The 25,704-nt window shown below is 42.9% G+C and carries 20 protein-coding genes; 18 read left to right on the top strand and 2 right to left on the bottom strand.

What is annotated here, in order from left to right:
* Positions 1–86: 86 nt before the first annotated feature.
* From QNH36_RS22130 to QNH36_RS22070, 13 genes are all read left to right on the top strand, one after another.
* Positions 87–1,355: a carbohydrate ABC transporter permease gene (locus QNH36_RS22130; protein ID WP_283905456.1), complete on the top strand. Its 1,269-nt coding sequence runs from the start codon at positions 87–89 to the stop codon at positions 1,353–1,355.
* Between the two features lie 16 nt (positions 1,356–1,371).
* Positions 1,372–2,193: a carbohydrate ABC transporter permease gene (locus QNH36_RS22125; protein ID WP_144478194.1), complete on the top strand. Its 822-nt coding sequence runs from the start codon at positions 1,372–1,374 to the stop codon at positions 2,191–2,193.
* Positions 2,194–2,222: 29 nt separating this feature from the next.
* Positions 2,223–4,166 (top strand): glycoside hydrolase family 15 protein, encoded by a 1,944-nt coding sequence (locus QNH36_RS22120; RefSeq protein WP_283904251.1) that lies wholly within the window; start codon positions 2,223–2,225, stop codon positions 4,164–4,166.
* Positions 4,167–4,569: 403 nt separating this feature from the next.
* Positions 4,570–6,507: a BglG family transcription antiterminator gene (locus QNH36_RS22115; protein ID WP_283904250.1), complete on the top strand. Its 1,938-nt coding sequence runs from the start codon at positions 4,570–4,572 to the stop codon at positions 6,505–6,507.
* A 250-nt stretch (positions 6,508–6,757) separates the two neighbouring features.
* Complete coding sequence (locus QNH36_RS22110; protein ID WP_283904249.1) at positions 6,758–7,063, top strand: PTS sugar transporter subunit IIB; 306 nt, start codon at positions 6,758–6,760, stop codon at positions 7,061–7,063.
* 15 nt (positions 7,064–7,078) lie between these two features.
* Positions 7,079–8,428: a PTS cellobiose transporter subunit IIC gene (gene celB / locus QNH36_RS22105; protein ID WP_283904248.1), complete on the top strand. Its 1,350-nt coding sequence runs from the start codon at positions 7,079–7,081 to the stop codon at positions 8,426–8,428.
* Positions 8,429–8,440: 12 nt separating this feature from the next.
* Complete coding sequence (gene chbG, locus QNH36_RS22100) at positions 8,441–9,184, top strand: chitin disaccharide deacetylase (protein ID WP_283904247.1); 744 nt, start codon at positions 8,441–8,443, stop codon at positions 9,182–9,184.
* 93 nt (positions 9,185–9,277) lie between these two features.
* Complete coding sequence (locus tag QNH36_RS22095) at positions 9,278–9,811, top strand: DMT family transporter (RefSeq protein WP_283904246.1); 534 nt, start codon at positions 9,278–9,280, stop codon at positions 9,809–9,811.
* A 159-nt stretch (positions 9,812–9,970) separates the two neighbouring features.
* Positions 9,971–10,285, top strand: a complete 315-nt coding sequence (locus tag QNH36_RS22090; protein ID WP_283905455.1) for a PTS sugar transporter subunit IIB — start codon at positions 9,971–9,973, stop codon at positions 10,283–10,285.
* 51 nt (positions 10,286–10,336) lie between these two features.
* The gene (locus tag QNH36_RS22085; RefSeq protein ID WP_481825292.1) at positions 10,337–10,666 is read left to right on the top strand and encodes a PTS sugar transporter subunit IIA; all 330 of its coding nucleotides are present in this window, start codon (positions 10,337–10,339) and stop codon (positions 10,664–10,666) included.
* A complete protein-coding gene (locus QNH36_RS22080) occupies positions 10,663–11,991 on the top strand; it encodes a 6-phospho-beta-glucosidase (RefSeq protein WP_283904245.1) in 1,329 nt (442 codons plus the stop codon). The genes QNH36_RS22085 and QNH36_RS22080 overlap by 4 nt, the downstream gene beginning before the upstream one ends.
* Positions 11,992–12,159: 168 nt before the next feature.
* Positions 12,160–13,410 carry a sugar efflux transporter gene (locus QNH36_RS22075; protein WP_283904244.1) on the top strand — a complete coding sequence of 417 codons (1,251 nt, stop codon included), beginning with the start codon at positions 12,160–12,162 and terminating at the stop codon, positions 13,408–13,410.
* Between the two features lie 284 nt (positions 13,411–13,694).
* Positions 13,695–14,135 carry a hypothetical protein gene (locus QNH36_RS22070; RefSeq protein ID WP_283904243.1) on the top strand — a complete coding sequence of 147 codons (441 nt, stop codon included), beginning with the start codon at positions 13,695–13,697 and terminating at the stop codon, positions 14,133–14,135.
* Between the two features lie 287 nt (positions 14,136–14,422).
* Here the strand turns inward: QNH36_RS22070 and QNH36_RS22065 are convergent, their stop codons facing one another.
* Both QNH36_RS22065 and QNH36_RS22060 read right to left on the bottom strand, forming a co-directional pair.
* The gene (locus QNH36_RS22065; RefSeq protein WP_283904242.1) at positions 14,423–15,637 is read right to left on the bottom strand and encodes a M14 family zinc carboxypeptidase; all 1,215 of its coding nucleotides are present in this window, start codon (positions 15,635–15,637) and stop codon (positions 14,423–14,425) included.
* Positions 15,638–16,034: 397 nt separating this feature from the next.
* A complete protein-coding gene (locus QNH36_RS22060; protein ID WP_283904241.1) occupies positions 16,035–18,545 on the bottom strand; it encodes an NEW3 domain-containing protein in 2,511 nt (836 codons plus the stop codon).
* Positions 18,546–18,944: 399 nt separating this feature from the next.
* Here QNH36_RS22060 and QNH36_RS22055 point away from each other — a divergent pair, with 399 nt between their 5' ends.
* From QNH36_RS22055 to argH, 5 genes are read left to right on the top strand one after another with little or no spacing between them, the layout of a single operon-like run.
* Positions 18,945–20,156: an ROK family transcriptional regulator gene (locus tag QNH36_RS22055; protein ID WP_283904240.1), complete on the top strand. Its 1,212-nt coding sequence runs from the start codon at positions 18,945–18,947 to the stop codon at positions 20,154–20,156.
* 15 nt (positions 20,157–20,171) lie between these two features.
* Positions 20,172–21,260 carry an extracellular solute-binding protein gene (locus tag QNH36_RS22050; protein ID WP_283904239.1) on the top strand — a complete coding sequence of 363 codons (1,089 nt, stop codon included), beginning with the start codon at positions 20,172–20,174 and terminating at the stop codon, positions 21,258–21,260.
* 12 nt (positions 21,261–21,272) lie between these two features.
* Positions 21,273–22,367: an ABC transporter ATP-binding protein gene (locus QNH36_RS22045; protein WP_283904238.1), complete on the top strand. Its 1,095-nt coding sequence runs from the start codon at positions 21,273–21,275 to the stop codon at positions 22,365–22,367.
* On the top strand, positions 22,364–24,055 hold the full coding sequence (locus QNH36_RS22040; protein WP_283904237.1) for an ABC transporter permease: 1,692 nt from the start codon (positions 22,364–22,366) through the stop codon (positions 24,053–24,055). The genes QNH36_RS22045 and QNH36_RS22040 overlap by 4 nt, the downstream gene beginning before the upstream one ends.
* Positions 24,056–24,096: 41 nt before the next feature.
* The gene (gene argH, locus QNH36_RS22035) at positions 24,097–25,587 is read left to right on the top strand and encodes an argininosuccinate lyase (RefSeq protein ID WP_283904236.1); all 1,491 of its coding nucleotides are present in this window, start codon (positions 24,097–24,099) and stop codon (positions 25,585–25,587) included.
* Positions 25,588–25,704: the final 117 nt, after the last annotated feature.

Below are 25,704 nucleotides of genomic sequence, written 5' to 3'. Positions count from 1 at the left end.
TCTTTCATTTTATCGAAAGGGTGGTTGTTGTGGCTGGGAAACCAAACAAAGAACGTTTCAGATTAAGTGAAAAGCAGCTAGGCTATATGATGGTTCTGCCTTCACTCATATTGATTATTGGAATTATATTGTGGCCAATCAGTCTTTCATTTTGGAATAGCTTATTTGATTACAGGTTGAATGATCCTGCAAAGTCGCAGAAGATGGTATCGGAACATATTGACTTAGAAAGATATGCAAACAATTATTATTACTTATCCAGCTCCTTGGAAGAATTAGAAGCAAGTTCAAACGACTCTGAATCCAAAAAAGCGATTAGTGAAATCAAAGATCGTATTGAAGGTTATCATGATCAACTATTAGAAAATCCAGAAATGAAAGGGAAATATAATCAGGTTAATGACTTGATTGCTTCCTTTAAACCAGTAGTCGATGATGATTTGAAATACGCAAAAATCGAGAGTGACCTTGCAGAGGATTATAAAGCAACTCTGCGGGATTCTATAAATTCTATCCAGCAATTGAAGCTTGAAGAAGAGCAAGAAGGCAGTCTGGCTGATATGAAAGAACAAATGAAAGCAACTGACGAAGCGATACTTGAATCGAATTTTATCGGCCTTGCAAATTACAGTCATTACTTCCAGGAAAAAAGAATGTGGAAATCACTGGCGAATACAGGTGTTTTTACAGTGATTTCAGTATTCTTTGAGCTGGTTCTCGGATTAATGATCGCTCTATTGATCAACCGTGCTTTCTTCGGCAGAGGAATCATCAGGGCCTCTGTACTTATACCATGGGCGATTCCGACTGCTGTTTCGGCAATGATGTGGAAATATCTTTACGACGGACAATCAGGCATTATTGCTCATTACTTCGAACAATTCGGCCTCATATCCAGTGCAGGGGACTTATTGACGACTTCAACAGGTGCTATGTTCTCAATTATCTTCACCGATGTATGGAAGACCACCCCGTACATGTCATTGCTCCTATTGGCAGGTCTGCAAACAATTCCGTCCTCATTATATGAAGCGGCAGAAGTGGATGGGGCAAACAAGATTCAGCAGTTCTTTAAAATTACCCTGCCATTATTAAAATCATCCATTTTGGTTGCATTACTATTCAGGACACTGGATGCATTCAGGGTGTTCGATTTGATCTATGTATTGACTGGCGGCGGGCCTGCAAACTCCACAGAAGCCATTACGGTTTATGCTTATAAAACTCTGTTTTCACAACAGAATTTTGGAGCTGGTTCGGTCTTATCCGTCATCGTTTTCCTATCCGTAGCGTTAATTAGTGTTATTTATATCAAATTTATTGGATCCGACCTATTCGAAGGGAAAATGAAATAATGAGGAGGGTGGAGAAATGAACAAGCGAGCAGGAGCATCATTCTATCTATTTTTAGCAGTATTTGTCTTCCTTGTTATGTTTCCGTTTATCTGGGTTTTTCTGACTTCAATTAAACCGCCGGGAGAAATTTTCTCATCATTCGCCTGGTTTTCCGAGAACCCAACAATTGAATCCTATCTATCTGCCTTAACAACGAGGCCTTTGTTGACGTATATGAAAAATAGTTTCATAGTTTCTACTTTAACTACCCTGATAGCGGTAGTATTCGCTTCCTTTGCTGCCTATGCCTTAACGCGGCTGCCGATTAAATTTAAAGGATTGATCCTGGGTATTGTGCTTGCGTCATCAATGTTCCCTCATATTGCGATAATTTCACCAATCTATAATTTTGTGACAGATTTTCATTTAAGAAACACTTATATGGGGCTTGTTATCCCGTATATTACGTTCAGTTTGCCGCTAGCTATTTGGCTGCTGTCAACATTTTTTCAAAAGATTCCTCACGAGCTGGAGGAATCTGCAAAAATGGATGGGGCAACACCGTTTCAAACTTTCCGCAAGGTGATTTTTCCCTTGGCCGCACCAGGGGTTTTCACAACTGCAATCCTTGTTTTTATAACAGCCTGGAATGAATACTTATTCGCCCTGACAATAAATTCACAGGAGTCATCAAGGACCATTCCTGTAGGGATTTCTTTATATCAGAGTGATTATACAGTACCGTGGGGAGATATTACTGCTGCAACAGTGATTGTGACCATACCGATTGTCATCCTTGTTTTGTTATTCCAGCGGAGAATTGTTTCAGGGTTAACATCGGGTTCTGTCAAAGGGTAACTAAACAACTTTAGCCAGGAGTGACTAACATGAGAAAAAAACCGTATCTGATAGATGGTATTATCGGGAATTCAAAAATGCTCGTTTCATTGACAAAGGATGGGCAGCTGCAGCGGCTTTTTTGGCCGCATATCGACTTTTCCCAGCATATGAACAGGTTTTATACAGGTGTTCATGTTGATGGAGAAGAAAATGAAACGGTGTTTATGCACGAGGATGGCTGGAAGTACGAACAGAAGTATGAAGGCGATACAAATATTTTAACAACAGCAGCGGTACAGGAAGAAAGCGGGTTTACCATTCGGCAGACGGATTATGTGGTACCTGGAAAAGATACTTTTGTCCGGAACTATAGGATTAAGAATATCTCTGACTTTAGCCGAAAAGTGTCTTTTGTCATCTATTCAGATTTTACCGTAGATGATCGTGTCCGTTTCAATACTGTGCTCTTCAATCAAGAAGAGGATTGTCTTGTGCATTATCACCGCGAGTATGCATTTGCGGTCGGAAGCACATTTGAAGCTGCTCAATATCAAAGTGGCCTGGCCCTGGATGCATCAAAAACCAATAAAATGAACGGTAAAGAAATCATGAACAAGACGGATGGCTCCGTATCATGGAACTTAGGCATGCTTGAACCGGGGGAAGAAGTGGAGTTGCCAATCTTCATTGCAGCAGGTCATACAGTGGAAGATGCAATTTGTGAGCTGCGAGAAGCAAAACATACAGGTGCAGAGGCGTTATATAAGAAGACTGCTGCTTATTGGGAGAATTACCTTAAGCAAGCGAAGCAGCTTGATATAAAAGATTCGAAGACCAGGGATGTTTATATCCGATCTTTATTGGCTTTTAAACTTCTAAATGATGAAGAGAAGGGTGGCTTTATTGCTGGTCCGGAAGTGGATGAAGATTATGATTATTCTGGTGGATATGCATATTGCTGGGGTCGTGACGCAGCTTATATCGCAAACGCGGTGGACAAGGCTGGTTACCATGGTACAGTCTCAAAATTCTACAACGCCACCACGGAACTGCAAAGTGAAGACGGATCATGGCAACAGCGTCATTATATTGACGGTAAGCTTGCACCTACCTGGGGTTTGCAAATTGATGAAAGCGGGTCTATCCTTTGGGGAATCCACCAGCATTATCTTGAGTCAGGAGATGAGCAGTTTTTACAGGGTATTTGGCCAGCAGTGCAAAAGGGTGCTGAGTTTATCAATAGCTTTATCGATCCTGAAACGAATCTCCCCATGCCCAGCAAGGACCTTTGGGAGAAGCGGGATGGAGAACATCTCTATTCTGCAGCGGCCGTTTATGGAGGCTTAGCAGGCTCTGCAGAACTGGCAAGAAAATTTGACCGAGGCGACCTGGCTGATAAATGGGAGCGCACTGCCCATTTAATCAAGGCGACAATCGAAGAGAAGTGCTGGAATGAATCTTCAGATTCCTACTTAAGGGGATTAAAACTGGCAGTGGATCAAAAAAGTTATGAAGAGGCAAAATCCGCAGGAAAGCTAACATTGGTAGAGTATAACAAAAAAGGATATCCGACCTACCGCGTATGGGAAGATCCTGTAGTAGATGTAAGTCTGCTTGGCTTGAATGTCCCTTTTAATATGCTGCCAGAAAACGACCAAAGAATGATGAAAACTGCCGAAACGATTGAGCGAATATTGACCTCTCCAATCGTTGGCGGGATTGAACGTTTTCCGGGAGATGTATATATCGGAGGCAACCCGTGGATCTTAACTACCCTTTGGCTTGCCCAATATTATGTGCGAATCGGTAAATATGAAAAGTCCCGCGAATACTTAAAATGGTCAGTTTCTCAGGCAAACCATCTAGGACTTCTGCCTGAACAAATTGACAAAAAGACAGGCGAACCTGCCTGGGTAATGCCGCTTACCTGGTCTCATGCAATGTACGTGCTTACTGTTATTGCACTTGAAGAGAAAGGTGAATTAGATTAAATAAGGGATATTTCAGCAATTAATTTTAAATATGCTTTTCAAGTCTTAAAATCGTAAGTCCGGCAGTCATATAAAGGCTGCCGGGCTTTACGTTGTTTCAACCATTTAAAAGGCAATAGTTAGAGGATCAGAAAACTTCTCTTATGAATAACTCCTTACACTTATGGTTGCGATTCTACAAGTCAAGAAGAAAATATTTTATGAAAATTCCAAAAATATTCCCAATATGAGGCTTTTTCTATTAAAATGTCAATAAGGATAATTAATGTCTGGCTATTTTGTAAATGACGATTCTGATTTTATAAAATTATGATTCCACCTTGGAATGATGAATCTTCGCTTGATGAAGAATTGAAAGAAAAAAGAAGAGACAAGGGAAAAATTAGGGGAGGGGGAACCCAGAATGCTAAATGTCCGGATGAACAGTATTTTAAGAGAATTCATGGCGGCAGACGACGTGATAACCAGCGAATACCTGGCAAATATTATTCAGGTAACCTCCCGAACAATCAGAAATAGCATAAAAGAATTAAATACCCTGCTTTTAAAACATGGTGCTGAAATAAAGTCTGTCCGAGGCACAGGATATGAGCTGAAGATACATAATGATGGAATGTTCAAGCATTTTTTGACTGAACTTTCCGGGGACTCACTGAATAATGGGGATGTACCAACACTTCCGGAACAACGTATCCATTTTCTGATTAGACGGCTTCTTTTGTCTGATCGATATCTTAAATTGGAAGAATTAGCTGATGAATTATTTATCAGTAAATCTTCAATCCAAAATGATTTGCGAGATGTTAAAAAAATATTTGAGAAATATGGAATAGTAGTAGAAAAACGTCCCAATTACGGCCTCAAGTTAAAAGGGGATGAGGTAAAACTAAGGTATTGTATTTCTGAATATATTTTTAACCGAGAAGAATCTGATTTAGGTCTATTGAATTCTGGAATTTCTATGCTGTCCAGGGACGAAATGCAGACAATAAGGTCTATTATTTTAGACCAAGTTCGGGAAAACAAAATATCCCTTTCAGATATCGCATTAAATAACCTGATCATCCACATTGCAATTGCCTGCAGCAGGATACGAAATGAAAAGTATGTAATGTTATTTCCAAATGAATTGCAGGAAATTATCTGTCAAAAAGAATATGGGGTGGCCACAGAAATCCTTAAGAAGATCAGTGAAAGTCTTAATGTGGAGTTCCCCCAATCTGAAATAGCCTATATTGCCATCCACTTATTAGGAACCAGGATGATGGCCAATTTGAAAATAACAGAGAAAGATATTTGCAGTTTCGTTGACCAGGAAATTTATCAGCTGACTGAAAAGGTATTAGAAACGATCGAACAAAAGCTTATGCTTGGCATCAAAGACGATAAAGAGTTGTTTGTAAGCGTGTGCCTGCATTTAAAACCAGCGATTAATCGTTTTAGGTTCGGAATGAATTTGCGGAATCCTATGCTTGAAGCGATAAAGTCACACTATCCAATCGCTTTCCAGGCTGGTATACTGGCTGGGATTTGTATTAAAGAAGAAACTGGATATAACATAGAAGAAAATGAGGTAGCCTATCTGGCCCTCCATATTGGAGCTTCAATGGAGAGAATGAATAACAAGACTCAAGTAAAACGTTGTCTTATTGTTTGTGCATCAGGTGTGGGAAGTGCCCAACTATTGTATCATAAACTAAAATCACGATTCGGCTATAAACTGCAGGTGGCTGGCACTACTGAATACTATAAGATCAAAGAGTTCCCTTTTGATACAATCGACTTTATTGTTAGTACGATTCCAATAACAGAGAACTTACCTGTTCCGGTGATCCAAGTAAATACAATTCTCGAAGGAAATGATCTCTCGAAAATTAAAAAAATCCTGGATGATTATCCTGATCAGAAAGTAGAATATTTGAAAAAAGAGCTGGTCTTCCTTCAGCAGGATTTTGAAACAAAGGAAGAGGTGTTAAACTTCCTGACGGATGAATTATTGAAACAAGGGTTGATTGACGAACAATTTTTACCGGCTGTATTGGAAAGGGAGGCGGTATCGCCAACTTGCTTTGGAAATCTCGTAGCAATTCCACATCCAATCATGCCTCAAACAAATGAGACCTTCTGGGCGATTTGTACACTAAAAAAACCTATCGATTGGGATGAGAAGCGGGTACAATTTGTATGTTTATTAAGTGTAAAGAAAAGCAGCAAGGAAGATTTGGTTAACATGTACAGTCTTTTGATCAAAGTTGTCGATGACAGTAACATGGTATACCAATTACTAAGGTGCAAATCTTTTAGAGAGTTTCATTCCATTTTTCTTAGTAAAAAAGAATAGGTCATTTCACACCATGCCAATTAGAATTGACATGGTGTTATTTGTATCGATAAAAGGATGTTAAGGTGAAGATTTACTTAGAGGAAAGTTAGTCTTTAATAATGTGTGTAATTTTCGGAATTGTCAAAACAATCATTTCCGTTGCTTAACGGAAAAAGAATGTGTGTAGATGGAAGCGGTTTCATTTTAAGATTGGGTTACAAGCTAGCAAGTAAGTTTGACGATTTTATTTAAAAAAAGGGGTGATAAGGTGAACATATTATTGTGCTGTTCAGCTGGGATGTCTACGAGTCTTTTAGTTACCAAAATGCAGAAATGTGCTATAGAGCAAGGCAAGCAATTTAATATTTGGGCAGTGTCCGGTGATTCGGTCCATAACCATCTCAATAAAGCAGATGTACTGCTCTTGGGGCCACAAGTCCGTTTTCTGCTGCCTCAATTGAAAAAGCTGGGGGAAGAAAGTGGAATCCCGGTGGAAGTCATTAATACTGTTCACTATGGTACGTGTAATGGTACCGAAGTATTGAAGTTTGCCGAGAAACTAGTATATCAATAGGGGAGTGAGAGTTTAATGAGCAAAATGAATGATTTCCTGGAAAACAAGGTTATGCCGGTTGCCGGAAGAGTTGCTGGCCAACGCCACTTGCAGGCGCTTCGCGATGGAATTATTTTAACTATGCCACTGATCATAGTCGGTTCTTTGTTTCTGATTCTCGGTTTCTTGCCAATCCCTGGCTATTCTGAATTCATGGCAAATACATTTGGTGACCAATGGCTCTCTAAGCTGATGTATCCAGTTGGTGCTACCTTCGATATTATGGCCTTGATTGCAGCCTTTGGTATTGCATATCGGCTCGCAGAAAAATATGGTGTGGATGCCCTGTCTGCAGGCGCAATTTCAGTTGCGGCGTTCTTGTTGGCTACTCCGTATGAAGTTTCCTTTACCCCGGAAGGTGCCACTGAAGCCATAATGGTAGGGGGCGCGATTCCTTCCGCGTTGATGGGAAGTAAGGGGCTTTTTGTAGCGATGCTGATTGCGATGCTATCTACCGAAATATACCGCTTTATCATTCAGAAAAATATCATCATAAGAATGCCTGATGGAGTGCCGCCTGCTGTTAGTAAATCATTCGTTGCGCTTATTCCTGGCTTTATTGTTATTGCAGTGATTTGGGTGCTGAGATTATTGGTAGAGCAGACAGATTTCCAGAGCCTGCACAATATTGTTGGCGAGGTTCTTGGAAAACCACTTGGCGTTTTGGGCGGAAGTTTGATTGGAAGCCTTGTTGCAGTGTTCCTGATTCAACTGCTCTGGTCTTGTGGATTGCATGGCGCTTCCATTGTTGGAGGGGTAATGGGCCCAATTTGGCTGTCCGCAATGGATGCTAACCGTCTAGCCTTCCAGGGAGGACAGGAGCTGCCGAATATTTTCACACAGCAATTTTTTGATATCTTCATTTATATTGGCGGGAGCGGAGCTACCCTGGCCTTGGTGTTCGCCATGGTCTTACGGGCTCGAAGCAAGCAATTAAAGCAATTAGGACGATTGGCAATTGGGCCAGGATTATTCAATATTAATGAACCAGTAACATTTGGCATGCCAATTGTGATGAACCCTCTCATGATCGTGCCATTCGTATTGACTCCGCTTGCGATGGTCATAACAACCTATATTGCAATGAGCACAGGTTTGGTAGGGAAACCGGCAGGAATTGCTGTTCCTTGGACGATGCCGCCGATCATCGGTGGATATCTGGCAGCAGGCGGTAAAATTTCAGGTGCTATACTGCAATTAGTAAACTTTGCATTAGCATTTGGCATCTATTATCCATTCTTCCGTATCTGGGATAAACAAAAGCTGTCTGAAGAAGGCGGTTTTGAAACCACCACAACTTCGTCTGGTAAAGTTGTCAACATGTAGGAGTGTGAACAAATGACGAAATTAATTATCAATGCAGATGATTTTGGCTACTCCAAAGGGGTTAATCTCGGGATAATAGAAGCATTTCAAAATGGTGTTGTGACCTCTACTACTTTAATGGCCAATATGCCGGGAGCGGCACATGCAGCTGAACTAGCGAAAAGAAACCCTGCATTGGGTGTTGGCATTCATTTTGTTCTGACCTGTGGAAAACCCTTAAGCAGCAATGTCCCTTCGCTCGTAAGCGACAAGGAAGAGTTTTATAGAATGGCTGAAATTGAAGAATTTGCAGTAATAGAGGACATTGAGCTTGAATTGCAAACCCAGTTTGAAAAGTTTCTGTCATTTGGCATCAAGCCTACTCATATTGACAGTCACCATCATGTTCATTCACTGGAGAAGGTGTACCAGGTTGTTGAAAAAATCGCCAAAGAACACCAATTGCCAATTAGAAAAGTCAGTAAGGATCCTAATCCCTTCCAGCCTGTTCAATATTTCAATCATGAGTTTTATGGAGACCAATTGACCAAAGACTATTTGATTGGATTGCTGGATAAAGTCCTTTCATATGAAACAGCAGAATTAATGACTCACCCTGCTTATATTGATGAACAGGTTTATACCGGAAGTTCCTACAACCTTCAACGGGTTCAGGAGCTTGCTATATTAACTGATCCAGCTATCCTTGAGGAGCTTAAAAACAGGAAAATTGATCTAGTTACCTATAGGGAAATATCAGTAGGGTCGTTAGTGTGAAATAACTAAACAGGTTCTGATGGTCAGTAATGGCAGGAACCTGTTTTTTTCTTTGATAGGAAAGACAGAAAACTTAGCCGAACTTTAGACAGGATGGTGCTTGTGAACCTTCTCCCATTTTTTCTTGCTTTCATTGGAGGTCTGCTGATTTCAATACAGGGCCTTTTAAACAGTGCTGGCAGCAAAATCATAGGTATACCTGCATTGATTGCATGGCTGTCAATAATCCAGGCCATTCCGCCATTAATTTATTTATTGAACCGCCAGCCAGTAATAGGCATAAGCCAGACGGTTACTCAAGGATTTAAATGGTATGCAGTTTCAGGAGTAATCGGTGTTATAGTGGTGGCTTCTCTTAGCTTTTCCATATCCAAGGCTGGAGCATTATCGATTTTTGTTGTGCTGGTACTTGGACAAATAATCGGAAGTGCTTTAATTGATCAAATCGGCTTATTTGGAACACCGATAAAGCCGATGAATGGAATGAAGCTTCTCAGTATACTTCTGATCGTTTTGGGTGTATTTCTGCTATTGAAATCGGAACCTTCAGCTAATAGTAATCAAAGTAAAAGTCAACACCCAGCTAACAATGAAATAAACCAGACTGTTGCTTCAGGAAATCATTAAAGGAAAAGCAATGGAGAGATGGTTTAATGTGTTCAACATTTTCCGTTAACCAACGGAAAAAGTATGAGTGTAAATGAAAGCGTTTTTACATTAGGATTGAATTATCAGATTAATATTTTGATTTATTCATTAACTTTTGACCGGGGAGGATTAAATATGATGAATATTTTGCTGTGTTGTGCTGCCGGAATGTCGACAAGCTTACTGGTAACAAAGATGGAAGCTGCTGCAAAAAGCCAGGGGATCGAAGTAAGAATTTGGGCTGAAGGCGCAGATGCAGTTAAACGTCACGTAGATAGCGCAGACGTTTTGCTGCTTGGACCACAAGTACGCTATTTACTGCCACAAATGAAAAAGCTAGGTGAGGCAAACAATATACCGGTAGATTCCATTAATCCCGTACATTATGGAATGTGCAATGGGGAAGAGGTCTTGAAGTCGGCAATTGACCTTATCAATGGTCATAAAGGATAGCCTTTTTAGTAAATTTATATTCTATTTTAAAGAAAGGGGTGAATGGTAATTATGGTAAATCTAGAAGAGACAATTTTCCAAATCATCCTTCACGGGGGAAATGGGAAGAGTTCAGCAATGGAAGCTATCGCAGCAGCCAAGAGAGGGGATATGTTGGGGGCAAGAGAAAAACTTGCAGATGCCTCTAATGAATTAAATAATGCCCATTTAATCCAAACATCACTGATCCAAGGAGAAGTCAGAGGAGAAAAAACGGAACTCACTTTGTTAATGGTCCACGCCCAGGATCATCTTATGAATGCTATTACATTAAAGGACCTGGCCAGCGAATTTGTGGATTTATATGAGTATGTTAATCTATCCGGAGGTGTTAATGCATGAAAAAGGGGTTAAAGATTGCAACTATTGGCGGCGGGTCCAGCTATACACCGGAATTGGTCGAAGGCCTTATTAAAAGATACAATGAGCTTCCTGTAGGTGAGTTATGGCTTGTTGACATTGAAGCAGGAAAAGAAAAGCTTGAGATTGTTGGCAACCTTGCAAAACGTATGGTCCAAAAGGCTGGACTCCCAATTGAAGTTCATTTAACACTCGACCGAAGGGAAGCTTTAAAGAATGCTGATTTTGTTACAACCCAATTCCGGGTAGGTCTATTGGAGGCTCGTGCCAAGGATGAAAGAATTCCATTGAAATACGGTGTACTTGGACAGGAAACGAATGGTCCAGGGGGGTTATTTAAAGGACTGCGCACCATCCCGGTCATTCTTGATATTTGCCGTGATATGGAAGAGCTATGTCCCGATGCCTGGCTAATAAACTTTACAAACCCTGCCGGTATGGTGACTGAGGCGGTATTGCGTTACTCTAATATCAAAAAAGTGGTTGGCCTTTGCAATGTTCCTATTGGAATGGAAATGGGGATTGCAAAGCTGCTGGATGTCGAGCATTCACGCATAAGGATTGATTTTGCTGGCTTAAACCATATGGTATACGGCCTTGATGTTTATTTAGACGGAGAAAGTGTAAAGGATAAAGTCATAAACCTGCTGACAGATCCAACCAACAGCAGTTTTGTGAAGAATATTCAGGGACTAGGATGGGAGCCTTCCTTCCTGAAAGCTTTAAACGTTCTCACCTGCCCATACCATATGTATTATTATAAAACACGGGAAATGGTTGAAAAGGACCTGAAAAATTCAGAAGTCGAGGGAACCCGAGCAGAGGTTGTACAGAAACTAGAAAAGGATTTGTTTGATCTCTACAAGGATCCTAATCTTGATATTAAGCCGCCACAGCTCGAGAAACGCGGAGGTGCTTATTATTCTGATGCAGCGATCCGTTTAATTGCTTCCATCCACAATGACAAGCGTGATATACAGCCTGTAAATACGGTCAATAACGGGGCAATTGCCAGCATTCCAAATGATTCGGCAGTTGAAGTGAGCTGCATTATTACAAAGGATGGCCCTAGACCAATAGTGATGGGAGATCTTCCCGTTCCTGTCAGGGGTCTGGTCCAGCAAATTAAATCATTTGAGAGGATTGCAGCTGAAGCCGCAGTTACTGGTGATTATGACAAGGCAGTTTTAGCTCTGACCATTAATCCGCTTGTTGCATCGGATAAGCTCGCCAAGCAAATTGTTGATGAAATGCTTGAAGCGCACAAGGAACACTTGCCACAATTTTTTCAAAAGGTAGAAGCTTAGAAGATATATGGGGATCTGGCATAGCTATGCCAGATCCTTCTTTTTGTAAAATGTGGGAAATGAATTCCGCAGAAAGAGTGCCTTTTTAATGGAATTAAATATAAAATGGTATTTACATTTAATTTAATATAGATTAATAGATACTATACTGGATAGGATTGATCAAACATGAGTAGGATATTTTCCTCAGCTAAAAAAAGATTGTTATTTATTTGGAGTATTCCCACCTTTCCGGTCCTATTCTTAATTAACTTCATTCTGGGCCTTTCCATGTCATTCTTTATTCCATTTTCCTCCTTGTTTGGGCTTGATGAAGTTGGGATGACCAATACAGGCTTTGGAATTTTTATGACAATTTTAGCTTTAGGTGGAGTAGCAATAAGCAGTTATATAGCTAAGTTGTCTGATACAACGTTCAGTCGTAAAAAGTTGCTGATCATTACTGCTTTTACAGGAATTATAGGTTATAGTCTGTTTGCCTTTTTAAGGAATTATTATGCTTTATCTTTAACTGCCTTTTTCGTGCTGGGAACAACTGCAGCCGCTTTGCCGCAATTATGGGCGTATGCACGCGATGCTTTAAGAGATGCAAATGTCCCGAATGAAGAAACTCCTTTAATTATGAACGTGTTCAGAATGTTTTTTGCACTGTCCTGGACAGTCGGGCCCGCTCTTGCAGCCTGGCTTTTGCTAATGTTGGGCTTTAAAGGTCTGTTCCTCTTTGTTGCAGGAGGATACTTATTAACCTTTCTATCGATTGTTTTTTTGCTCAAAGAGGTACCTAAGCATACTGAATCATCCCCAGAATCGCTGTCTGTTAAGAAGTGGCTTGTTAAGCCGCATATATTTGGCAATCTTGCAGCCGCACTGCTTTTATCAGCGGCAGCGTCTATTCATATGCTTAACGTTCCTCAGTTCGTTACAAAGATTTTAAATGGCTCTGAAATTGATGTGGGAATTATTTTTAGCGTGCCGCCTATTTTTGAAGTGCCTATGATGATCGCAGCGGGATTGCTAGCGACAAAGATAGATAATGGCATTTTAGTTAGAATTGGTTTCTTTATCGCTTTTGTTTACTTCTTATTATTCAGCTTAGTTACAGAGCCTTGGCAAATCTACCCGCTGCAAATCTTGAGCGCCGCACAGGTGTCAATTACGGCTGGAATTGCCATTTCCTATTTTCAGGACTTTATTCCAGAAGCCCCCGGCACTGCGACGACCCTCTATATGAATACAACACAAATTGGATCCACAGTAGGTTATTTATTTTTTGGGTTGCTTTCGGAGTTTATAAGTTATGGAAACTTGATATTGGTCTATGCATTTTCTGCTGGAGCGGGCTTTGTGTTTTTGGCTGTCTTAGGTAAGATGAAACATGAAGAGGGGAAAGACACAGGTTCCCAAATACACGGGGGTTAGTGAAGTTATCATAGGAGTTGGTTGTAGTTATTGTGGCGCGTAAAGGAACCCAGTGCAGGTGATTTTGGCCCCTTAAGATAGTGCGTGGAGGGGTGCTTGCGCCTTGAATAATGAAAACTTAAATTATATTGTGGAGCGATATAACCGTATCCTTGCTTAATGACGTGTGAATTTTTACACGTTATTTTTTTATCAAGTTTTAAATTAGGCGGACGAGTAAGGCCAGATAAACCGTCAACTTGTTTATAAAATGAATAACTTATTATAGAAAGGGAGTGAAATTAATGAACGATATGAATTTTCATCTGACCGCTCGAATTAGACATCAATTTACTTTCACCGCGGACGATAAAACGCTTAATAAGATTCTAAAGGATATATCAGATAGAGGAGTAAGTTTTACTGCTGCCACCATCACTAAGCTGCAAAACACCAATCTAGTCAGAATCGTTGTTGGTCCCCCACAATCGAATGATCCAGAGGAAAATGAGGTTGTCAGAGATGTTCTTTGCTCGGAAGGCGTAAGATTCAAGGAGGAGAAAGTCATCCAGATTCTTGGGCTGGTAACCGGAACCACAGGCGTCTTAAGCGGTATTTATGACGCTTTATTCCATAAGGTAAAAGTGAAAGCTATATACTATGGAGAAAACAATGCCATTATAGTCAATGTTTCCGATGTTAAAATCGCCCTCCGGTTATTGGAGGCAAATGGAATAATTGGTTAGGTGCGAATTACTTGGTTCTTGTGTCTCATTCGGGAGCCGCATAAAAGGGGAGCAGTTTGTTTCATCTCTTACAATCGAGACAATTCTTGTGAAAAATGCAGAAAAAACGCTGTTGAATTTGAATTCAATCGCGTTCTGTTTTAACTATCTTTTTACTTAAATAATGCCAGATTAAAAAGGGGAAGCAAAAATGATGCTTCCCTTTTGTCTTTGATGTGGAGGGTACTTTTTCCTAATGAATAACCAATATGGGAATTTGTTATAAAAGAACTGTCCACATGACTCTTTTAGATTCCTGGTGAATACGATGTGAGCGGGATGTTGTCATATTCTGCAGGGTTTAGCTGTTCAACCGAACCATCAACTACGCCGTTAATAATTCCATATAGTCCTGTTTCAACAGCTTTCACCAGCTGGCCTTTTTTCTTTTGTCCTAAAGAATGGGATTGGCCACGTACTTCAAATAAGACGGTACCGCTGCCATTCAAGGCGAAACTGCCAAGTGCTGTACCTGGAAGATCTAAATTTTGGCTGTAAAGGGTGATGTTATTGAAAGGTGAGTTTTCACCCAATGATTGTAGTGCGTTATATGCAGCTAGATTCAGTTGCTTGGAGAACTCGAAATTATAGTTGTCTGCATATTGAGCGTACTTTGCTCCCTCTGGCTTGTTTGGATCTGGAACAAAGTCAGCGGAAAGGGACATCGTGACAATGTCATCTGTACCTTCAACATAATATTGTCCCTGATGATGAAGATCGATGAACACATTTACATCTCCAAACTCTGCTTGAAGGGATTTATAGACATCTCGTACAGTTTGGGATTCAGGTGTAATGTACCAGCCAGCTTTGCTTGAATTACCTGGAAAGTCAGAAGCCTGAGGGACATAATTCAAGTCTGGATTAAAGTCACGGTTCACATCGAAACCAGGGCGGCCATTATAATCTCTGTCTTGAAGGATGCGATTGTTATAGTAATTCCATGCAGGGCCTGCAGCATCAGCCAGCTGTGGGAAGTCTTCGACAACTTCTTCCCATGACATATCATTGCCGCGGCGGTCAAGTTCTGATGCATCTGGATTCATTTTCGGCAGAGTAACAAGGGTGATTTCCTCGCGGATTTTCTTAGCTTCTGGAGAATTGCTGGATCCAAGATATTGAAGCATGCTAAGGATTGCTTCCGTGCCCGTGTTTTCATTTCCGTGGATTTCACTTTCAATCAAGACCACTTTATCGCCAGTTCCGACTCGAGCCTGGTAAATATCTCTTCCTTTGTTCGACTGGCCGACAATCTCCAAAGCAACTCTGCCCTGGCTGTTTGCCTCAATTTGCTGTAGACGCTTCACCATCTCAGCATAATCAGTATAGCCGTTTACCGAATAAACCTGGTTTTCATTGTAAAGATTTCCGTTCGGTGAATTGGAAGCTAATGCAGGAGCAGTAAGTGAGGCGCACAAAGCCAGTACACTTAATCCTGCCAAAACCTTTTTGCCTTTTTTCATAGAATCAATCACTCCTAATCTAGTAAATTAATTTCATGGTTATCATAATCAGTTTAATAGGGAAAAGGGTGCTGCAATTTGTCGAATATTTCGTTTTCCTAAATAAATGAGTGGAAGGCACTAGAATATTATTGATCTATTAGTAGTTTAGTTCCAACACTTAAGAGAAAGAAGGGGCGAAGAGTCATGCTTTTTGTTTGTCTCTCAATGGGTCGGATGATTTTTCAGATAGAAACATTAGGCGCTGGAAACGCCCTCCTTTTTAACCCGGGAGCTGCCTCTCTTGAAAATTCGATAAAGATAGGTGATCGCCATCATGTAATGCGGTAAAAAAGGAGCAATCATCCTCTAAAGTTAATTGCTCCAGGGTTAAAGCTATCAATCTAAAGGGTACTTTTTACTCCTGTGCCCCATAACTGATCAGGTTCGTGAAAATCCTATACCCACCAGGTACTTGCCCCTGGATCTGGCGGTAGAATACAAGGTTTGTATAAAGGTAGGTTCCTTTGCCGTAATTCGCCATCAGGATGCCGCCGTCGAATGCGTCTTCTCCTGGGTCAGCCATGCTGACGAATGTCTGGTATTCTGGTCCCCATGCCATCGGGTAGTAGAGTCCTCTTTCCTGGATCCAGTTATCCCAGTCGCTGTCTGTGATTTTGTTTGGATAATTGAACAGAGGTGATTCTGGCTGCAGGACGTTTACTTTTGCGTTTTCATCGGTTACGCGCCATTTGATCGAAACATTTCCGATTGTTAATGGATATGGTGCAGTGGTGTCTTTATTCCAGCCATCGTTTGGCTTGTGATACTGGACGACCAGGTGTCCGCCGTCTTCAACGTATTTAAGCAGGCGGGCGTTATTCGCGATCAGGTCTGCTCTTGACAGATAAGCGCGGATGCCGACTACGATTGTGTCATACTGGCTTAGATCTGCTGTCGCTAGATCGGCTTCAGTCAGTTTTGTGATGTTCATGCCGGCATTTGATAAATAGTCAGCAACCAAATCGAAGCCGCTATCGATATATCCGACTTTCAGATTATCATTTGTCAGCAGTTCGAATGCTACGCCATTCACCTGGGCAGGGTACTGATAATAGAATGTTCCGATATGGTCGTAGCTGATTTCCTGGATCGTTGAATCGAAAGTTTTACCGTTCACAGCTACTTCAGCATCGATTTTGAAATCTCCTGATTGAATGTCTTTAGGCGGTGAAAGGGTGAACGCTACTTCTTTTTCCTCGAACTGGGCGCTGAAATCAACGGATGCGGATTTCGGTTCTACTTCCCAGCCTTCAGGAACTTTTAGCGACACAACGGCTTGTGATGCTCCGTTAAAATAGTTCTTCACTTTTGCGGTCACCGGGATTTCATCCTGGACATTGGCCGTGTTGACGATGATATCCTCTGGGTTCAAGGTTATTGCCGCGTCTGGCAGGACTGCGATTGTGCCTTCTAGCTGTTTTACTTGTTCAACGGAAGCGCCTTTATTTTTGTATGAAACTTTTGCCTGTAAAACTGGTTCTTTGTACGCATGATAGAACTCGGCATCTTCAGGGACAGCCACATCGAATGTGAGGGTTGCGGTTATTTCTGGAGCCAAATCAGCATCCTTTGCACTTGACGTAATAGTCCAGCCTTCAGGTGCCAATAAATCCACATTCAGATGCTCCAGCTTCTGTGAGCCATTGTTCTCTAGTGTTACAGTAACCGTAGTATCCTGGCCCTTTGTCAGTACAGTGGATGCTGCTTTAGCAGTCACATCCAGGCTTGATGATATGAAACTTGCTGTTTGCAGCTGCTCTTCCTTCAAGCTCAGCTTGTGCAGCAAATCAGTTTTCAGTTCATCATCAAGCTTTGCGTTTTCCGTCTTCTTTTGCAGTCGGAGGACATCTTTCAAAGCTTTCTGTGATTGTGTGAATACTGCATCTCTGTCAGGATAGGAATCAATGATCGATTCAAGCTGGTCCTGAAGTTTTGTGTACTGAACTGATAAAGAGTTCGCGTTTTTTGGAAGAGTTTTTGCCCATTCGGCCAAGTCATATGGAACACCTGCAAAAAGTTCGTTGCTGTTGTTTGTGTCAACAGCGCTGTAAAGCAATTCTAGGTGAGTCTGGCGTGGTGCGACAGGGATGTCATTGCCCATTCCCTGGCTTTTATGCATATAACGGGATGCTTCTCCCAGCTGTGGATAGGACATTTGATAAATTGGATCGTACATTCCAATTTCAATTGAAGTGGTGGCCGTGTCTTTTGATTCGGCAGGGAGGAAGAGCTTTTTAATCTGCCATACTGATAATCCTTCTTTTAACTGTTCTGGATAGATTGAAGGATCTGCCGCATCTTCAAACGCTTTTTCACTCAGAATTTCCATCGCGCGGTGATGACCGTGCTGTGTTGGGGAGTTCCTGAATGATGGCATGACGATATCCGGCTGGTATGTCCGGATGAATCGGATCAACCGCTCGTACGCAACATCCTTATCCCATTTTGAAAGTGTCTCATCAGGGCTTTTGGAAAAACCGAAGTCGTAGATTGCATCGTTTGTGGTTTCGCTTAAGTGATAAGCAGTAACACCAGTGATTTTAGCGGCTTCGATCATTTCGCGGGAACGGATGATTCCAAGGCCGTTTCCAAGCTCATTGCCGATTTCATTCTGGCCGCCTTCACCGCGGTTCGCAATCATGCTGGCAGTTTTAACGCCGAGTCCTCGTGACAGATACGCTAAAAAATCGCTTCGCTCATCATCTGGATGAGCGCCAGTATTCAAGAAGGTTACGGTCGTGTCGAGAGGCTTCACTGCATTCCAGAGATCAACATCAGGTTCCTGGGTCTGGGCAGCTGAACCGCTTAATGGCAGCATGGAAACGACTAGCAATAACGAGAGCAAACCAACAAAGTACTTCCTCATTTTTGTAACCCCTTTCATTTTTGAGTTTTGCTGAGAAATAATGAACACTCCTTCCTCTGTATGTATTTGTAGGTTAGTTAATCTGCCTAACTAACAACAGATATAACACCTAATTCAAGATAATCATAGTTAGATAATATTGTAAAATAAATAATTGTCAGAATATTAAAAATGGTTATTTATATCCATTTTACAGGTGGGTAAATGGAACCAACTGGATATTTTATTTTAAAAGGAAGCGACAGATCAAGAATATCTTTGAAATTGAAAAAATATATTTTTTTAAACACGATTTTAAATTTTCAGAACTTTGTTATTGTAAACGGTTACAAAGTAATGTATATTTTTAGTTAATTAGTAAATCTTACTAACCAAAAAGAATTTTAAGGCCGTGATGTTATGAATCTAAGTGGAACACCGGTACAGCTGAAATCACTCAACAAGAAAAGGGTGCTACAGTGCATTCAGGAAAATTCACCGATCTCCAGGGCAGAAATAGCCGCGAAAATCAATATCAGTAAACCAACCGTATCATTACTGGTCGATGAATTGATTCAGGAAAAGTGGATTTTTGAGAAGGGGATTGGTGAGTCGACGTCACAGGGAGGCAGAAGGCCAATCCAGCTGTACTTCAATGAAAAGGCAGCATACATAATCGGAACGGATATTGGCGGGACGAAAGTGAAGACGGTTATTTGCGATTTGAATGGGAACATCGTTGCGAGCAGCAGTTTTAACACTTGCCAGTATCTAGACTCAGGGCTGCTAAAGCAGATTGCCAGAGAAATAGAGTTTATGGTGAACAAGGAAGGGATTGAAGACGAGAAGATCCTCGGAATGGGCGCGGGTGTCCCGGGAATCACTGAGACAACAACCGGGATTGTCGTTGAGGCCCCGAGCCTGAATTGGGTCCGGTACCCTTTTATCACCGAGGCAAAGCGTTATATTCCCTACCCGGTGCATGTGGATAATGATGTGAATGTAGCAGCGCTAGGCGAGCAGTGGCTTGGAAACGCGCGCGATAAGCAGAGTGTGCTGTTCATCGCCGTCGGCACGGGAATCGGGAGCGGAATTATCATCAACAATCAGCTATATCGCGGCTCATCCAGCGCGGCTGGTGAAATTGGCTACATGGTGACGGACAAGAATGATATGAAAAATGAATTCAAGCCAATTTTTCACCGCTATGGCTATCTTGAAAGTGTGGCCGGCGGTAAATCGATTGGAGACAGGCTGACAAGGTGCATCCAGAAGGAGCTGGAGCATCCTCTGCATCAACAGGCACTTGCCTCCGAGCTGTCGGGGGAGGTGGCGTTCAAGCTGGCGAAAAGTGGTGATCAAATTGCGCTTAAAGTCATTGATGAAGCAATTGAGCATCTGGCATATGGGATTGTAAATGCTGCCAGTTTGCTAAATCCAGAGATTGTCATTTTAGGAGGTGGTGTTCTTAAATCATCCGAATACATTCTGCCGAAGCTGCAGGAGATTGTGAATCAATACCTTCCTAGTTCAGTCCAGCTGAAGACGTCCCAACTGGGTGACAATGCAGGGGTTCTTGGTGCCGTGTCACTTTTCATGAGGGAACATGAAAGTTTGATTAAATACCATTAATGAGGGGGAGTTTTTGTGAAACACAAAAAGAAAGTTTCGATTATCACGGCATTAACTTTATCTGCATCGTTATTACTGGCAGCATGCAGCTCTGAAGAAGGATCGAGCAAACCGGCTGGAGATAATGGCTCCAAAGACAAGCTGGAAGATAAAGTGGTGATTTATTCTCCGCACGGAAAAGATATTTTAACAGAATTTGAAAAGCAGTTCGAAGCCGAGCATAACGTCGATGTGGAATGGCTCGACATGGGTTCACAGGAAGTTCTTGACCGTGTCCGTTCCGAGAAAAACAATCCTCAGGCAGACGTCTGGTGGGGAGCTCCATCCGTCATGTTCGACCAGGCTAAGGACGAAGGACTTTTACAGCCGTATGAACCTTCATACTCCGGGGCATTGGCTGATAATTTCCACGAAGCAGACTGGAACTGGTCAGGAACAAGCCAGACACCTGAGGTTATCATGTACAACAGCAAGGAGCTGACAAAGGAAGAAGCGCCGAAGGATTGGGATGACCTGCTTGATCCGAAATGGAAGGATGAAATCATCATTCGTTATCCGCTTGCTTCCGGTACGATGAGAACGATCTTCTCTGCGATGATCTACCGTGATTTCAAGGATTCCCAGGACACAGCAAAGGGTTATGAGTGGCTTGAAAAGCTTGATGCGAATACGAAGGAATACTCTGCTAACCCGGAAATGATGTACAACAAGGTTGCCAAGGGTGAAGGTTCCGTCTCTGTCTGGGCAATGCCAGATGTTGTCATGCTGAAGGAAAACAAGAACTATCCATTTGAGTTCATCGTTCCTGAAAGCGGAACGCCAGTCCTGACTGAAGGAATCGCGATCGTGAAGAATGCGCCGCACCAGAAAGCGGCTGAAGCATTCTATGAGTTTGTCAACACGCCTGAAGCGGCGAAGCTTTTAGCAGAAAAATACTACCGCATCCCTACTCGTGATGATGTGAAGGATCTGCCGAAGTGGATCACGGATACTGAAATCAAGGCGATGGATATCGACTGGAAGGTCTTCCAGGACAATAGTGATGCGTGGATGAAGTATTGGGATGAAAACATTAAGAGCGGAGAAAAAGAAATCAAAGAATAGGATGTGTACGGTATGGCGTCGATAAAAATAGAAAATGTCCAAAAAGCCTTCGGAAAGGTAGTGGCAGTGGATCATTTGAATCTGGAAATCAATGATGGGGAGTTCTTTACCTTCCTCGGACCGAGTGGCTGCGGCAAGACGACAACGCTGCGGATGATTGCCGGATTCTATTATCCTACCAAAGGTGTCGTGCGATTTGGCGATAAAGATATGACGCGTGTACCTCCTGAAAAAAGAAATACGGGCATGGTTTTCCAAAACTATGCCCTTTTTCCTCATATGACGGTCTTTGAAAATGTCGCGTTTGGATTGAAGGTAAGGAAGATGGCCTCCAGTGAAGTAAAAACCAGGGTGCACGAGGTGCTTCGCAAGGTCAGGCTCGAGCAATACGCCGATCGTCAGGTGAGTCAGTTGAGTGGAGGTCAGCAGCAGCGTGTGGCACTTGCGAGGGCATTGGTGATTGAACCTGAAATCCTGTTGCTGGATGAGCCGTTAAGCAACCTGGATGCGAAACTGCGCGACGAGATGCGGGCGGAGATCCTCAGGCTGCAGAAAGAATATAAGATTACGACGATTTATGTTACCCACGACCAGGCAGAGGCGCTGTCGATGAGTGACAGGATCGCTGTCTTCAATTTCGGGGTGTGCCACCAGGTGGGGACGCCGTCGGAGATTTATAATGAACCGGCCAATGACTTTGTTGCCAGTTTCATAGGCGAGATCAATCTTCTTCCTGTAAAAGTGGAGCAGGTTGACGACGCTCTTGTCACTGTCTCGGCTGGTGAAAATCAATTTGTTGTACATAATACGCCTTTTAATTTTAGTAGGGAAAACGAAGATCGTGAATTGTCCCTCTCGGTTCGTCCTGAGTCCGTGAAGATTCTTGATGAAAAGGCAGACCGGCACAACGTTTTTAAAGGAAAAGTTGAAAAAGTCCAGTTCTTCGGGACAATCATCAATCTGGCGGTAAAGGTCAATGACTTGCTGCTTGAGGTGAATGTGCTGAATCATGTTTCAGCGAATCTGAAGCCGGGAGCGGATGTATGGGTTGAGCTTCCTGCCGACCAAATCAGATTGATTCCGATGTTAAGCGGTGATGTGTCATGATGAAAAATCGCGATAACCGGCTGACATTATATTTGCTGATTCCAGTGCTGCTTGTCTTGATTGCCTATGTCCTATACCCATCAATAAGGACGATTCTTGAAAGTCTGCAAAAAGAGGGCAGTTTTACATTTGGGAACTATGAGGACTTTTTCTCGCAGGAATCGAAGACGAATCTGCAAGCGTTGTGGAATTCGGTCTATATATCTGTCCTCAGTGTTTTGGTGAGTGCGGCAATCGGGATTCCGCTGGCGTTTATTTTTAACCGGTATGATTTCCCTGGCAGAGGTTTTTTCGCAACGGCTGCGATCATGCCGATCGTCCTGCCGTCATTGGTAGGGGTTATGGCATTCATGTTCCTTTATGGGGAAACTGGGCTTGTGCCGAACGCGATTAAGGATTTGTTTGGACTGGAAGAAGTACCTTTTAAAATCGGCGGGATTTCAGGCATCCTGATTGTTCATGCTTATACGATGTATGTTTATTTCTACATGACGGTGTCTTCGGCAATCCATAAAATCGACCCGTCGCTTGAGGAGTCGGCATACAACCTGGGAGCGAGCCGTTTCCAGGTGTTCTGGAAGGTGACATTCCCGTTATTGACTCCTGCCATCGTTGCCGCTTCACTGCTGGTGTTCATGATTTCGATGGCATCCTTCAGTGCACCGTTCTTGCTGGCGGGCGGATTCCGGGTGCTGAGTCTGCAGATTTATTTTTCGAAGATTAATGGAGACATGGAGGTTGCTGCGACTCAATCTGTCATCCTGTCGATTGTTTCGATTTCCTTCTTATTATTCATGCGCTGGTACCAGAACCGCAAAGACTACCGGATGGCTTCAAAGGGAATTGGCGCGCATCGCAGTGAAGTGAACAATCTGGTGCTGAAGTGGACGATGGTGTTCATTGGCGTTATCGGCGTCATCATCCTGCTGCTGCCGCACTTTACGATTCTGCTGCTGTCTCTCGTTCCGGACGGAACCTGGACATGGCAGACGTATCCTTCGGTGTTTAACTTTGAGAACTATCGATTATTGCTGGAGGATCCGAATATCTTTAAGCCTTTGAAAAACAGCTTGCTGTTGTCAGTGATCGCGACGGCGGGGAACCTGGTGTTCGGTGTGCTCGCTTCGTATGTGTTGGTTAAGCGGAAGTTTGTCGGCAAAAGCTTTGTTGATATCCTCGTGATGATTCCGTGGGCATTGCCAGCGACGGTCATCGGGATGAACTTGATCATTGCTTTTAACGAGCCGAATATTTTCTCGTTCGGGAATATCCTTGTCGGTACATTCTGGATCTTGCCGCTTGCATACTTTATCAGGCATATTCCGCTCGTTGTCCGCTCGACAAACGCTGTTTTGGAGCAGCTGGATGACTCGATTGAGGAAGCCTCAAGAAGCCTTGGGGCAAAATGGTTCTACACATTCCGTAAGGTTATTTTACCAATCATTATGCCTGGCGTGCTATCAGGGACTTTGCTGGCATTTGTGGAATCTGTCGGTGAGTTCCCGACATCGGTATTGCTGTATACGATTTCAAACAGGCCGATTTCAATTGAAATCATGAACCAGCTGCGGATGTTCAATATGGGCCAGGCAGCTGCATATGGGATGATTCAGATTGTCTTGATCGCAGTCGTCTTGCTTATTTCGAACAAGTTCTTCGGGGTCAAGGCCGAACAGTCGTTATCTTAAGGCTGGAATATTAGCATAATCATAGAATCGGAGATGAAAATATGAACAAGCTAGAAGAGTTTATCAAAAATGAAGGGGCGGCTTTTCCCGGGAAGACGTATGTTGAGGCACTGCTGAAGCCGGTCTTCAATGACCAGCGGGATTATTTGTTCCATGTCATGTTTGATATCCACCGGGCGCATGTGATTATGCTTGCTGAACAGGGGATTATCGAAAAAGATGAAGCGAAAGTGATGCTTGAGGGGATTAATAAGGTTGCCGTGACGGATGTCGGGCAGCTGAGTTATGAGCCGCAGTTCGAGGATTTATTTTTCATGATGGAAGCGAAAATCGGCGAGGAAATCGGCGCTGAGCTTGCCGGTAAAATCCATATCGGCCGCAGCCGCAATGATATGGGGGTCGCAATGTACCGCCTCGTGCTCAGGGAGCATCTCGTCAATTTGCTTGCAAGTGCCTATCAATTGAGCGAGGCGTTGCTTGAGCAGGCTGAGAGCCATACCGATACGATCATTACTGGTTATACACATACGCAGCCAGCCCAGCCGACGACACTGGGGCATTACTTCCTGGCTATCTATGATGTTTTGGGACGCGATATTCAGAGACTATGGGCGGCTTATCGGACGGTCAACCAGTCCTCGCTTGGGGCTGCTGCCCTGACGACGACGGGATTCCCGATCAGTCGTGAGCGTACTCGGGAATTGCTAGGGTTTGACCGGATTGTCGAGAATTCCTATGACTCGATTGGCGGAGGGGATTACCTGCTTGAGACTGCTTCAGCATTGATGACTAGCATGGTGAACACCGGCCGCTGGATCCAGGACTTCCTTCAGCATGTCACACGCGAATTCGGTTCTTTTTACGTCGCCGATCCTTACGTGCAATGCAGCAGCATTATGCCGCAAAAGCGCAATCCGGTGTCGATTGAGCATTCCCGCTCGATTGCCAGCAGTGCTTATGGGGACGCGCTTGCCGCTTTCAATATGGTCCACAATACACCATTCGGCGATATCGTCGATACAGAAGACGATTTGCAGCCGCACTTGTACCGAGCTTTCAATAACGCCAACCGCGTCTGGAAGCTGATGTACGCGGTGATTGCGACGTTGAAGGTGAACGGTGAGCACACTCGAGAAATGGCGAAGAAGTCCAGCATCACGATTACCGAGCTTGCCGACACACTTGCCCGCGAATACAGCGTTCCATTCAGGAAAGCCCACTCGATTGCAAGCTTCATTTCCAAGGAGACTGTTAAAGAAGGAAAAGAACTTTACGAATGGGACGTCGAAGCAATTAACACGGTGATTCAGCAATTCGTCAACGTGTCACTCACAGAAGAAGAATGGCAAAAAATCATCTCGCCAGAATACTTCATCGAAATTCGCGATCTCCAAGGCGGGCCAAGCCCGAAAGAGGTTATGCGGATGATTGGAGATAGAAAAGAGAAATTAAGCAGAGACCTGGAGAAATACACAGAAAAAGTACGTGTATTGGATGAGAAGAGGAAAGAGTTGGTTGGATTTAGGTTTTAATATCGGGCAGGGAAGCCCTTTGCCTCCTTTTTAATTCGACAGGTGTGTCACCACCCGAAATTATCGAAAGGGAAGCACTAACCTTTGCTTCCAATGGTTCAAGATTCTGCTTCATGT

It is taken from the genome of Mesobacillus sp. AQ2, from assembly GCF_030122805.1.
Taxonomy (GTDB): domain Bacteria; phylum Bacillota; class Bacilli; order Bacillales; family Cytobacillaceae; genus Mesobacillus; species Mesobacillus oceanisediminis_A.
Note: the sequence above shows the minus strand (reverse complement) of the source record. Positions and strands in the feature narration are given on the sequence as shown.